This window comes from Oribacterium sp. WCC10 (assembly GCF_900113415.1).
Lineage (GTDB): Bacteria > Bacillota > Clostridia > Lachnospirales > Lachnospiraceae > Oribacterium.
Genome location: NZ_FOPH01000004.1, coordinates 168412 through 182296, shown reverse-complemented (window position 1 = coordinate 182296; position 13885 = coordinate 168412). Strand labels below are relative to the sequence as shown.

General features: G+C 42.1%; 11 protein-coding genes. All 11 read left to right on the top strand.

What is annotated here, in order from left to right:
- Positions 1-8: 8 nt before the first annotated feature.
- The 11 genes from BM294_RS04560 to BM294_RS04510 all read left to right on the top strand — a co-directional run bounded on the left by BM294_RS04560 (position 9) and on the right by BM294_RS04510 (position 13814).
- On the top strand, positions 9-1370 hold the full coding sequence (locus tag BM294_RS04560; protein WP_091205311.1) for a hypothetical protein: 1362 nt from the start codon (positions 9-11) through the stop codon (positions 1368-1370).
- Between the two features lie 101 nt (positions 1371-1471).
- Positions 1472-2470 carry a prolipoprotein diacylglyceryl transferase gene (gene lgt, locus BM294_RS04555; protein WP_091205309.1) on the top strand — a complete coding sequence of 333 codons (999 nt, stop codon included), beginning with the start codon at positions 1472-1474 and terminating at the stop codon, positions 2468-2470.
- Between the two features lie 565 nt (positions 2471-3035).
- Positions 3036-3866, top strand: a complete 831-nt coding sequence (locus BM294_RS04550) for a DUF5688 family protein (RefSeq protein WP_091205308.1) — start codon at positions 3036-3038, stop codon at positions 3864-3866.
- Positions 3867-3982: 116 nt separating this feature from the next.
- Entirely contained in the window at positions 3983-5080 is a 1098-nt protein-coding gene (gene ychF, locus BM294_RS04545) for a redox-regulated ATPase YchF (protein WP_091205307.1), read from the top strand.
- Positions 5081-5688: 608 nt separating this feature from the next.
- Complete coding sequence (gene mraZ / locus BM294_RS04540; RefSeq protein ID WP_091205383.1) at positions 5689-6117, top strand: division/cell wall cluster transcriptional repressor MraZ; 429 nt, start codon at positions 5689-5691, stop codon at positions 6115-6117.
- A complete protein-coding gene (rsmH, locus tag BM294_RS04535) occupies positions 6117-7058 on the top strand; it encodes a 16S rRNA (cytosine(1402)-N(4))-methyltransferase RsmH (RefSeq protein ID WP_330389804.1) in 942 nt (313 codons plus the stop codon). The genes mraZ and rsmH overlap by 1 nt, the downstream gene beginning before the upstream one ends.
- Before the next feature lie 272 nt (positions 7059-7330).
- Positions 7331-7861 carry an FtsB/FtsL family cell division protein gene (locus tag BM294_RS04530; RefSeq protein WP_091205304.1) on the top strand — a complete coding sequence of 177 codons (531 nt, stop codon included), beginning with the start codon at positions 7331-7333 and terminating at the stop codon, positions 7859-7861.
- A 79-nt stretch (positions 7862-7940) separates the two neighbouring features.
- Positions 7941-10094, top strand: a complete 2154-nt coding sequence (locus BM294_RS04525) for a peptidoglycan D,D-transpeptidase FtsI family protein (RefSeq protein WP_242944418.1) — start codon at positions 7941-7943, stop codon at positions 10092-10094.
- A gap of 102 nt (positions 10095-10196) precedes the next feature.
- Positions 10197-11153: a phospho-N-acetylmuramoyl-pentapeptide-transferase gene (gene mraY, locus BM294_RS04520; RefSeq protein WP_091205301.1), complete on the top strand. Its 957-nt coding sequence runs from the start codon at positions 10197-10199 to the stop codon at positions 11151-11153.
- Between the two features lie 38 nt (positions 11154-11191).
- Complete coding sequence (gene murD / locus BM294_RS04515; RefSeq protein ID WP_091205299.1) at positions 11192-12547, top strand: UDP-N-acetylmuramoyl-L-alanine--D-glutamate ligase; 1356 nt, start codon at positions 11192-11194, stop codon at positions 12545-12547.
- A gap of 139 nt (positions 12548-12686) precedes the next feature.
- Positions 12687-13814: an FtsW/RodA/SpoVE family cell cycle protein gene (locus tag BM294_RS04510; protein WP_091205297.1), complete on the top strand. Its 1128-nt coding sequence runs from the start codon at positions 12687-12689 to the stop codon at positions 13812-13814.
- The last annotated feature ends 71 nt before the right edge of the window (positions 13815-13885 follow it).

Here is a 13885-nt window from a genome sequence, read left to right as displayed (position 1 = left end):
ACTATGGTATGAAGATTTGGAAACAGATTACCTCGGTACTCATCATCGCATCACTGGTCATCGGTGGAGTGTATCTGGGTGACAGGCTTACAACTCGTGGTGTAAGCCGGCAAAAATATATAAAGTTTTTTGAAGAACATAAGGAGTATGATGTGCTTTTCTATGGATCCAGTCATGTATTGAGTGGTGTTCAGCCAATGGAACTATGGGATAAGTACGGCATTACAAGCTACAATCTCGGAGGCCATGCCGCATCACTCGGTATGTCCTACTGGGTGCTCAGGCAGTCGCTTAAGTATCATAAGCCTAAAGTCGCTGTACTGGACATATATGATATGTATGCATTTGATCAGCCATATATGGACATAAGCTTCATGCACTATTCAATGGATGCTTATCCTGCCGGTATCACCAAGTTTAATGCAGTGCAGGATCTGCTCGGAGGACATAGTACCCAGGAAAAGATGGAACTTTTATTTCCGTTTTCTGTTTATCACAGCAGATGGAATGAAATCACGCCGGAATCTGCCAGACTTGCGTTTGATAAGAGCATAATGAACTCGAACTATGGTTCTGAAGTCAGATACGGTGTTGCTGTTCCACCGGAGATCAAGAGGGTGGATCCTGATATAACTATCGGAGGGTCAGAAGGTGCGGATGAATACATAAGAAATTTTGTGAGTATCTGCAGGGAAGCGGGAGTCGAGGTTTGCTTTATGAGGATTCCTTATCCTGCATCTCAAGAAAATCAGATGGCCGACAATCGTGTCATGAAACTCGCTGAAGAGTTATCGGTCAGAGTTATTGATCTTATGCAGGATGATAAAAAGAGTGATAATCTTGATTCGAGAGTGGTGAATTGGGATACTGACTTTGTGGATGCCAATGCTCACTTAAATGCAGTCGGTGCTTACAAAGCAACAATGTATCTTGGCCAACTGCTTAGAACATATTATGGGTTCACGGATAAGCGGAATGACGAGGCATACAGCAATTGGAATACTGATTTTCGTGAGCTGTATCTCCCTATAATGTCAGCGAATATGGCCGCCCAATCGGATTTTAAGACATGTCTTATGATGGCGGCGTATCCTGAATATGAGACAGAGATTACGGCTACTAAGGCATATGATCCCGATGAGGTTTGTGAAAAGCTTTCAAAACTTCATGGCGACAGACTCAAGCTTACTTACATTGCCGGTATAGATCTGGATAATGTACAGGCTGACAATATTGTGAACTACGATCTTGATGGTGAACCGATGTATGAAAGCGTTGATATTTCAGGTGAGATTAAGCCTGTGCTCAGAATGACAGTTAAGGAGAGGGACACGGGTAAGGTGGTTTTGGACAAGATGTTTGTACAGTAGAACCCTTTCTGTTACTTATTCTATCAAAATCATGAGCCATTGGATGACAGAGACGTATACATAAGAATTGAGACACCAAAGCTGTGAAAGGAATTAACTTGATGAATACAGATAATTTTGACATTTATTTTCCACATCTGGGAATCGGCATTGAACATTTAACAAGCAGTATATCAGTGTTTGGATTCAGGATAGCTTATTATGGAATCATTATCGGAGTAGGAATGCTGCTCGGATTTTTCATAGCAAGCCTTGATTATAAGCGCAGAGGCCTAAAGGTGGATGATATTCAGGATATGGGATTATACACGGTTATATTCGCCATACTGGGGGCCAGAGCCTACTATGTTGCTTTTGAATGGAGCTACTATTCGCAGCATCTTGATGAGATACTGAACATACGTCAGGGGGGACTGGCGATATATGGCGGAATTATAGTTAGTGTAATATGCTGCGCGCTGTTTTGTCATGTTCGTAATATGAATTTCCTCTCACTTGCAGATTCGGCTATACTTGGCCTTCTCACCGGCCAGAGCATCGGAAGATGGGGGAATTTCTTTAATACGGAGGCCTTTGGAGGCTATACGGATTCTCTTTTTGCCATGCGTATCAGGGAGGCTATCGTCAATACCAATATGCTGAATGATGATGTACTTCTTAATTCTTATAAGATAGGCGAGAATCTGTTTATTCAGGTTCATCCGACATTCTTCTATGAGTCAATGTGGAATCTGTGTACCCTTGTGATATTTTATCTGATGGCGCCCAGGAAGAAGTTCACCGGCCAGATGTTTTTCCAGTATCTTATGTGTTACGGCATAGGGCGATTCTGGATAGAGGGACTTAGAACAGATTCCCTTTATCTTTGGGGAACAAAGATTGCGGTATCACAGCTTCTTTCGGGACTTCTGGCAGTTGTCGGTGCAGGACTGATAATATATAACCTCAACAAAGTGAAGAAACAGGGAACCGATGTGGTTCTTAAGGCTGAGCTTGAGGCATTGAAAGCAAAGGAACAGGCTTCATTAAAAGAAAATGGTAAGCAACCGGAAAATGACCAAAAAGAGAGTGACGAGACAGTAGAATCTGAACAGGCCTAAGAAAGAGGGACACAGATTTAATAAATGCGAAAGGGAGAATCATTGGATATGCCGGTAAACAGGGTTTCGTTAGATTAGCTGTTAAAAAGTGTATAGATGAATCTTTAATTGTGGAAAAGATCCGAGGGATAATGAGAAAGTCCTCCGGATCTTTTTTTATCCGCATAATTCAAAAGATTATAATGTGGAAAAATATGGTTGCAAGAATCATAAATCAACTATATAATGCTCCTACAAGTTGATGACACAAAGCTGTCAACATTTCTTTAACGTCAAGTTCTGACGTAGATTCCTTTATTATTCAAAAAGTATATATTTAATGTTATTTTGATAGGTAATGCCTCCGGTTTATTCCACGGTGGGGCATGTCATTCTTTTTATATAAATTCTGAATTTCTATAGTTACTTCTATGGCTCTAGGGCTATCTTTACAATCTATAGTTAATCCCCGGTTTTTGAAAATTTTTGTCTTCTTTTGAATGGATATGAATTTACGCAGGACTTACGTTATCGTGAGACCCTTTGTGCACATGCTTAGTTTTATAACATTCGAAAAGGAGTAAAAATGATCACAAAGGAAATGGTACTTTCAGAGCTTAAGAAAAACGGACACGAGGCAGAGCTCTGCAGAACCGTAAAAAACGGTGTAGTAATGGAGGCTATAGTTATAAGAGGAGAAGGAAACTGCTCTCCCAGTATATACATTGATGAGCTTATTAAGGAGGCGAATGAGAAGGAACAAAGTGTTTCGGATCTTGCTTCGCAGATTCTCAGGATTGCAGAAAACCATAGGTGTGCCGATTTTGATACAGAACTATTGAAAAGGAGGGATTTTGTTCTGGGTAATGTTTACATTGCCATACAGAAGAAGAGCGAAGAGCCGCTTATCAAAAGGGACTGCGGGTTTGAAGGACTTGAGTGCTATCTTTATTTGAGGGTTATGGTTGCAGGTGCAAGCGGAAGCATCAAGATGAATGAAGCTATACTGAAGCTTTCGGGAATAACCGAGGATGAAGCCTGGGAATGTGCAGAAAAGAATATATGCGGAGAAACTCTGATTCAGCCAATGTTTGAAGCATTGAGTGGTATGATGGGAAAGCCTGTACGTGATATGGAGTGCATAGACAGTGATAAAGCAATATACGTTATCACAAACAAGAATAAGATATATGGAGCGAGCGCTATTCTTGATAAAGGCAGCATAAAGAATCTTTCTGAAAAATGCGGAATAAGTCAGTTTATCGTAATTCCGTCTTCAAGACACGAGATGCTTCTGGTACCGGATGTTGGAGGTATAGAACTGGATAGGATTTCCGATATGGTGAGGGAGGTCAATGAAACTATGGTTGATCCGGTGGACAGGCTTACGGATGTGGCGTATAGGATGACGGCATAACAGAAGTATGGAAAAGTAATCTGAAGTATGGTATAGTATCAACGGTTTTTTGTGTACCCTAACCGGTAAACGGATCATAAGACAGTAATACAAGATTTTAAGGAGATATATATAATATGAAGTTGGGCATAGTAGGATTACCTAATGTCGGTAAATCGACACTTTTTAATGCAATAACAAAAGCTGGAGCTGAGTCAGCCAACTATCCGTTCTGTACTATCGAGCCAAACGTTGGTGTGGTTGCGGTACCGGATGAACGTCTGGACAAGCTTGCTGCTCTTTACAGTTCACAGAAGATCACACCTGCCGTTATCCAGTTCGTGGATATCGCGGGACTTGTAAAGGGTGCTTCAAAGGGCGAAGGTCTTGGTAACCAGTTCCTTTCAAACATCAGAGAGACCGATGCCATCGTACACGTGGTTCGTTGCTTTGATGATCCTAACATCGTACATGTTGACGGATCCGTTGATCCTATCAGAGATATTGAAACCATCAATCTCGAGCTTATCTTCTCTGATCTTGATCTTCTTGACAGGCGTATGGCAAAGACAAAGAAACTTGCCAATAACGACAAGGATGCCAAGGCTGAGTATGCACTTCTTGAGGAGCTTCATGCGCACCTTGAATCCGATAAGTTAGCTATATCTTATGATGCAGGTGATGAAGATAAGAATGCATTTGTGGATTCTCTTGATCTTCTTACAAGAAAGCCTGTTATCTATGCTGCCAATGTTGATGAGGATTCAGTTGCTGATGATGGGGCTTCCAATGAATATGTTCAGAAGGTTCGTGAGTATGCTGCAAGCAACAACTCCGGAGTTTTTGTTATCTCCGCTCAGATAGAGGAGGAGATCGCAGAGCTTGAGGATGATGAAAAAGCAGAGTATCTTGAGAGCCTCGGCATGACAGAATCAGGTCTTGATAAGATCGTTCGTGCTTCTTACACACTTCTCGGGCTTATGTCATTCCTTACAGCAGGAGAGAAGGAGACAAGAGCATGGACTATCAAGGTGGGAACAAAGGCTCCTCAGGCAGCAGGAAAGATTCACTCTGATTTTGAGAGAGGTTTCATTAAGGCAGAAGTTATCAACTATCAGGATCTTCTTGACTGTGGTTCAACTGCAGCAGCACGTGAGAAAGGTCTTGTACGTATGGAAGGTAAAGAGTACGTGATGCAGGATGGAGATGTCGTTGAATTCAGATTTAATGTCTGATTTGAGTTGATAGAAATATCTGATGGTCAGTATTTGAATCACGCAAACAATTTTGAGTGCAAAAACATGGGTACTTGTTGGTTCATGCGAACAGTTCAAGAACATGGCACCTTCGATACGATAATCATTGATTTTACTATATTTAAGATAGCGATGTCCTAAGCAAAGGACATCGCTTTTTTAATGGTGTAAAAAATTAAATTTTGAATAAATTAAAGTGTTTATAATTTTACGGTGGGCCGTATTCCCAAAATGAGTCAAAAAGTGGGAATTCCTCCCACCGTATTTTTATGTGGATATGACCATGGGAAAATCACTATTCTTACATGGCTCTGTCCGGTGATCATAGATGACCCGGAATGGGCTTTGAATTAACGAGGAGAATCGTTAACGTCTGAAGCACGTAAATAAGCCATAAAGTTTGTAAAAACGGGATAAAGTCATCAAAAATAAAACATAAAAATGTATAAAAAATATGTAAAAAAATACTCAAAATTTTCAACTATCGTAAGCCTATTATTACGGTATCTTATCTTGACACTCGATATAAAAAAGGGCATTATAATTATAGAAGTGGTAGAAAGTGGTAGAAAGTGGTAGAAAAGGGTATGTCGTTTACAGGGGAATATCACCACAACCTAGATGCCAAGGGCAGATTGATCATCCCGGCCAAGTTCAGGGACCAGCTCGGAATGGAGTTCACGGTAACCAGAAGTCTGGACGGCTGCCTTGCAATGTATGCATCGAAAGAGTGGGAAGCTCTTGAAGACAAACTTAATGCACTTCCTATGACAAATGAGAAAGCAAGAAGCTTAAAGAGATTTTTGCTTGGTTCTGCCAATACATGTGAACTTGATAAGCAGGGAAGGATACTTATTCCTCAGGTATTGAGAGATAAAGCCGGATTGGATAAGGATATTACTTTACTGGGTGTCGGAGATCACATTGAGATCTGGGATACAGATCTTTATAACGAGAAGTACAATTTTGATGATGAGGAAGCTCTTGAAGCCGACTGGGAAGGCCTTGGTATCTGATGTTTAAACATTATTCCGTTCTTTTACATGAAACAGTAGATGGATTAAATATAAAACCGGACGGAATCTATGTGGATGGTACGCTCGGCGGTGGGGGACATGCATCACTTGTATGTCAGAAGCTTTCCGACAAGGGAAGACTGATCGGGATAGATCAGGATAAGGATGCCATTGCGGCAGCTACGGAAAGATTGAAGGATTATCAAGACAGAGTCACTGTGGTTCGCAGCAATTATGAGCAGATTGACAGTGTGCTTAAGAATCTCGGAATCGAAAAAGTAAATGGTATATATCTGGATCTTGGGGTGTCCAGTTATCAGCTGGATACAGCAGAAAGAGGTTTCAGCTACAGAGCGGATGCACCGCTTGATATGCGAATGGATGATCGGAATCCTGTCACTGCCGCAGATATAGTTAATGACTACACCGAGTCACAGCTCTTCCATATGATAAAGAACTATGGAGAGGACAGATTCGCTCAGAACATAGCAAAGCATATATGCAAGTATCGTGAGACAAAGCGAATCGAGACTACACTTGAACTGTCCGATATAATTTCAGGAGCAATTCCTGCAAGGATAAGGGCGACATCAGGTCATCCAGCCAAGAGAACATTTCAGGCCATCCGTATAGAACTCAACAGAGAACTTGATGTTCTTGAAGAGTCTATAGATAAGATGATAGATGCATTGGATGAGGGTGGAAGACTTTGCATCATAACCTTCCATTCACTGGAAGACAGAATAGTTAAAAACAAGTTCCGAACAGCAGAAAAGCCTTGCATCTGCCCGCCGGAATTTCCTATCTGCACATGTGGCAGAAAGTCAAGAGGCAAGGTGATCACAAGGAAGCCTATACTTCCAAGTGATGAGGAGCTTTCAGAGAACTCAAGATCAAAGAGTGCCAAGCTTCGGGTATTTGAGAAACACACAGAGCGATGATCGGATACCATGAAATCCGGGCCGGGGAGGCAGGATGGAGTGGTTGAGTATCGGACTCAATAAACATTATTAAGACAAATAAGCTACATCTTGTAAACAACATAAGCAGACATAATGAACTGATACTGGCCGAGGGACAACCTGAGGCCATATTTTGACTGATTTATCGGAGGTTTATAAAGTTCGATTCAGGTAGATGGTTCCGGGATAGTGTGGGAGGACTTCTACCGTAGATGACATGATGTACTGTTCGATATACAGGGGGAAAAGTTATGGCAAGAAGACGAGCAGGTGCCGTAGCGGCATCAAGATTGGCCAGAACTTATGTGGAGGGAAATGCCGCCCGTAAGATACAGACACAAAGACAGATAGACAGAGAGACAGAACTTCGCAGAAGAAGAGAGCAGGAGAAAGCCCGGGTTTTAAAGGAACGCGAAAAACAGTATAGAGCCCAGCAGGAGAGACTCAGAAACAAGGTCGATACCATGGATGCAACTGCGCTTTCTATTCTGTGTATTGCTCTTGCATGTACTTTGGCACTTTGCTTTTCATACATACGTTTACAGACCCAGATTAACACAAGGATATCATCTATAGAGCTTATGAAGCAGCAACTGGATAAGCTTCAGTCCAGTAATGCTGCACTTCAGAACAGCATAGATACTTCCCTTGATCTCGATAACATTTATCGTGTTGCGACTCAGGAACTTGGAATGGTGTATGCTGATGATAATCAGACCATAACATATGACAAGACCGAAAGTGAGTATGTAAGACAATATGAGGACATCCCAAAGTACTGATGAAAACAGAAGACGAAAGAGGGGAAAGATACTTTCCCCTTATATGCAGAGAAAGCTAGCCATCACACTCGGTGTGATTATGCTAGCTTTAATTGCCCTTATCGTTGTGATTTACAGGCTTGTGCGAAACAACAGTGAGGAATACAACAGGATAGTTCTTTCGCAAAGACAGGCATCCTATGATTCCCGTACGATCCCGTTCCGTCGTGGAGACATTATGGACAGGAACGGAACTGTGCTCGCCACCAGCCAGAAGGTGTACAATCTGATAATCGATCCGAGAGTTATATTTTCCGGAGACGGTGGCAGATATGTAGATCCGACGATCAAAGCATTGTCAGAATATTTCCAATATGATGAGAATGAGCTTCGTGCACTTCTTAATGAAAAGAAGGACAAGTCATATGTAAAATATGCCAAGGAGCTTTCATATGATCAGAAATCCGGCTTCGAAGAGTACATGAAGCAGCAGAATGCAGCATATTCGAAGAGCGGAACCAAAAATCGTATCCGTGGAATATGGTTCGAGGATGAGTACAAGAGAACCTATCCTTACGGATCTTTGGCATGTAATGTCATAGGATTCTCAAGTGCGGACGGAACCAGTGGAAACGGTGGTGTTGAACAATACTACAATGATACTCTTGTCGGAGTTAACGGTCGTGAGTACGGTTACATGGACAGTGACACCAAACTTCAGTCGGTTCTTAAACAGCCTACGGACGGTGAAACCATAGTTACCACCATCAATACCAACATCCAGATGTCGCTTGAGAAGTATCTCAACGAGTGGCAGAATGACGATGTCGGATCAAAGGTTGCTGCAGCGATAGTTATGGATCCGAATACGGGTGAAGTACTTGCCATGGGTTCTACAAATCAGTTTGATCTCAACAACCCGAGAGAACTTGATCCAAAGACCTACACAGATTCATATCTGATGGAGCTCGGCCGAAAAGAAGCGGTAGGAGTTTATAAAAGAGAAAATCCTGATGCAACTCCCATATCTCAGGATGAAGTAAGCAAGTATTATTCTGCTGATGATATACTTTCTTATGGAAAGCAGGTTGCGTGGAACCAGATGTGGAGAAATGTAGTAGTTTCCGATACCTATGAGCCGGGTTCTACTGCAAAGTCCATAACACTTGCCGGAGCGCTTGAGGAAAAAGCCATTACCCCGTCAACAACGTTTAACTGTGAAGGATACATTGAACTGAGTGACGGAATTCATACCTGGAGAATCCGTTGCCACAATCATGACGGTGACGGTGTGATCGATGCCCAGACAGGTCTTATGAGGTCATGTAATGTTTACCTTATGAACACAGCCTTTGCCCTTGGAGCGGAGAAGTTTGTAAAGTATCAGCACTTATTCGGATTTGGTGAAAAAACAGGAATCGATCTTCCTGCTGAAGCTGACACATCAAGCCTTGTATATGCAGCTGACAATCTTGGACGTACGACCCTGGCGACCAACTCATTCGGACAGAACTACAACGTAACCATGATTCAGATGGCTGCGGCATACTGCAGTATCATAAACGGTGGAAGCTACTATAAGCCTCATGTTGTAAAACAGATACTTAACAACAACGGAACTGTGGTGGAAAATGTCAAGCCGGAAGTTTCCAGGATAACCTGTTCAAAGAACACAAGTGATTTCCTCAGGGAGGCATTGTACCAGACAGTTGAAGGCGGTACAGGTACCAAGGCAAAGATTCAGGGGTACCATATAGGAGGAAAGACGGGAACAGCGGAGAAGATTCCACGTTCCGCAAAGAACTATCTTGTATCGTTTGTGGGCTTTGCACCTGTTGAAGATCCTCAGCTTCTTGTGTATGTTATCGTTGATACTCCGAATCTTGAAGGTGAAGCACAGGCAACTGCTTCCTTCGCTATCAATATAGAAAGAAAGATCATGAATGATGCACTTCAGTTCATGAACATCGCTCCTTCAGGGGATACTGATCCGGAAGACAGCATTAATAAGCGACTTGCCAATAATCCGGAAGGCATTTCCAAGGATGCCATGGGAGAGCAGGTTACAACAGCTTCAGGGGACGGAGAGACAACAGAAGAGAAGACCGGAGATGAGAAGGAAACTGATGAGGATGGTAATGTTGTTGAGACCGAGACAGCAGCACCTGTGACGGATGAGTTCATCGAACCGGGTGGAGAAGAGTACGGATTCGAACTTCCGGATGAGGTTCCGACAGAAGAATCTAATGGATAATATGATGCAGAATATTGCACACGAATGTATGTTGACGCGAGCCAGTGAGTGACAAATACTTGTGATACTCACGTTATAATATGTGAAAGCTGGAGTTTTAAAATGTATTTTGATTTGGTGATTTCAATTTTATTAGGATTCGCAATAGTTGCGGCAATTATGCCTTTTGCGATTCCTGAGCTTCATAAGCTTAAATTTGGACAGGAGGTTCGTGATGACGGACCTCAGTCTCATTTGAAAAAGCAGGGCACACCTACCATGGGCGGAATAGTGTTCATTATCGCAATCGCTATTGTAAGTGTGATTTTCATGGGACGTTACCCTAAGATTATTCCTGTATTATTGCTTACGATAGGTTTCGGAATAGTCGGATTTGTGGATGATTACCTTAAGGTGGTTAAGCACCAGTCTGAGGGTTTCAATCCTAAACAGAAGTCAGCGTGCCAGTTTATCATCACCCTGATCTTTGCAGTGTATCTATACTTGTCACCGGATTACACAAATCTGATGAAAATACCTTTTACGGAAATATATCTGAACTTTGGCTGGTTCTATATTCCTGTACTTTTGTTTATTGTTCTGGGTACGGATAATGGTGCAAACTTTACAGATGGTATAGACGGACTGGCAAGTTCTGTAACAGCAGTGATAGCCATTTTTATTGCGTTTGTGAGCATGTATAAGGGTGATGGTGAACTTCTTCCTATGGCAGGAGGAGTTTTCGGAAGTCTTCTCGGATTCCTTGTTTTCAACTGTCATCCGGCAAAGATCTTCATGGGAGATACCGGTTCACTTGCGCTCGGAGGTTTTGTGGCAGCTGCATCATTTGAGATGGGCATTCCATTATTTATACCTATATTTGCACTTATATATCTTGTTGAGGTACTGTCAGTCATCATCCAGGTGACTTATTTTAAAGCAACACATGGAAAGAGGGTATTCAGAATGGCGCCAATCCATCATCATTATGAATTAGGCGGCTGGTCTGAAACGAAGGTTGTGACAGTATTTACAATTATTACTATTCTGCTTTGTCTTGTTGCTGCATTGGGAATGTGACAGACGGCAGCTAAGTTGACAAAAATGAGGTGAAGTGCATGCAAAGTCGGAAAGTGCTCGTGTTGGGCACAGGCAAAAGCGGTATCTGTGCTGCGAGGCAGATACTGAGTCTGGGAGGACATGTTATCCTTTATGACTCAAACAAAGAGCTTGATAAGATTAAGCTTATGAATAATTTTAAGAAAAAGGATAAGATCACTGTTATTGTGGGGGACCTGAATCCATCGGATCTTTTGCAGGTTGATCTTGCGGTTATCAGTCCGGGTATTCCGCTTGACAAACCGTTTGTGAAACTAATCGAATCCGCCAAGATTCCAATCTGGGGAGAGATTGAACTTGCGTACCAGTCAAGCAAGGGAAAGCTTGCTGCGGTAACAGGAACCAATGGCAAGACAACTACAGTTTCTCTTATTGGTGAGATACTGAAGACAGAATATGATGACACGCATGTATGTGGAAATATTGGAAATCCTTTCACTGCAGATGCGCTGGATACAAGGGATGACTCGGCAACGATTATTGAAGTGAGCTCCTTCCAGCTTGAGACGATCATGGATTTTCATCCACATGTGTCATGTATAACCAATATCACACCGGATCATCTTGACAGACACAAGACAATGAAGAATTATGCGAAAGTGAAAGAGTCCATTGCTATGAATCAGACAGAAGAGGACTATATAGTTCTCAACTATGATGATCCGGAGCTTAAGAAGTTCGGAAAGAGGAAAACGCTTAAGCCTCAGGTTATATGGTTCAGTTCGACTCATGTCCTGAAGGAAGGCTTCTATTATAATGAGCCGGATATTCATTACGTACATGATGGAGTGGATGAGGCACTTTTCAATGTTCACGATACGAATCTTCTCGGAGCTCATAACTATGAGAATATGATGTGCGCCATCGCAGTATGTATGAACATGGACGTTCCTATGGAAAAGATAGTTAAAGCTATAAAGAAGTTCAAGCCGGTAGAGCATCGTATAGAATTTGTTCGCGAGAGAAACGGAGTAAGATATTATAATGATTCTAAAGGAACAAATCCTGATGCTGCAATAAAGGCGCTTCTCGCGATGCCGGGTCCTACGATTCTTATAGGCGGTGGATATGATAAGGAGATTCCTTTTGACGACTGGTGCAAGCTTTTCAAGGGGAGAGTCAAGTATCTTGTACTTATCGGACAGACTAGAAACGCAATTGCCGAGTGCGCAAAGAAGTATGATTTCACAAATGTAATGTTTGCGGAGGATATGGATGAGGCGGTAAAGGATTGTGCGGCTTATGCGGATCCCGGTGATTATGTGCTTCTCAGTCCTGCATGTGCTTCGTGGGGAATGTTCCCTAACTATGAGGAAAGAGGACGAATCTTTAAAGAGTGTGTAAAAGCTTTGTGATGAGATGAAACTTCATTTTTGTTGACATAAAGAATAAATACTTATATAACGTAACTTTGAATAACATTAAGGATTGTGATGAACGGTATATCTATGACTGATATAAGATTAATACGATCCTTGCAGAGGAGTGTAATACTTGGCGAAAAAGAAAAAAATTAAATATTTCTTTGACTATAGTCTGCTGTTTACCGTCATGTTTATAGCAGGTTTCGGACTGATAGTCATGTATTCGGCATCGGGTTATTCGGCGCAGAATACTATGAAGGATGCCATGTATTTCCTGAAAAGACAGGCATTGTTTGCGGCTTGCGGAGTCGTTGCAATGCTGGTGGTGTCCAGAGTTGATTATCATATCTATTATAAGTTGAGTCGACCGTTTTATGTTGTTTCACTGGCTTTGCAGATAGTGACTGCAATCATCGGTGTAGCATCCCATGGTTCGGCAAGATGGCTAAAGATTGCAGGCGTACAGTTTCAGCCGGCGGAGCTTATGAAGATAGCAGTTATCATTCAGCTTTCCACGCTTATCACTATAAACGGTCAGAAGATGAATGACATGAAGAAAATGCTTCTCACGGCACTTTGGGGACTTGGCCCTGCGGTGATCATAGCGAAAACCAATCTTTCAACAGCGATGATCATTGCAGGTATCACATTCTTTATGATGTGGATATCATGTAAGAGAGTGGCACCTTTTGCGATTGCGGGAGGCTTTGCTATGATGGTATATGTGTTTGCCTATCCGTTTGCAAAGCTTCTTCAGAAGCTCAGTATACTTCAGGAGTATCAGCTTGTAAGAATTTTTGCATGGAAGGATCCTTCAAGCTATGCGGATGATACATTCCAGACCCTGCAGGGACTATATGCTATAGGTTCCGGAGGTATCTTTGGAAAGGGGCTTGGTGAATCGGTGCAGAAGTTCCTCATGCCTGAGGCACAGAATGATATGATCTTTACTATCATATGCGAAGAGCTTGGACTTTTCGGAGCGGTTTCGATGATTCTGATTTATGCATTTATCATATACAGAATGTATGATGATGCGAGAAATGCAAAGGACCTGTTCGGTTCAATGCTGGTCATCGGAATCATGTGTCATGTGGCTCTGCAGATCATTTTCAATATAGCAGTTGCTACAAACACTATCCCGAATACCGGAGTAACGCTTCCGTTCGTAAGTTATGGAGGAACTTCATTACTTATATTGATGGGTGAGATGGGTATAGCCCTTTCGGTATCCCGTCAGATAAGTCTTGAGACCTGATGGTTCAAAAGTAAATATGTTTTTATGAAGCGATGTTATTGAAATAACATCGCTTTTTTGTAAAATAGACG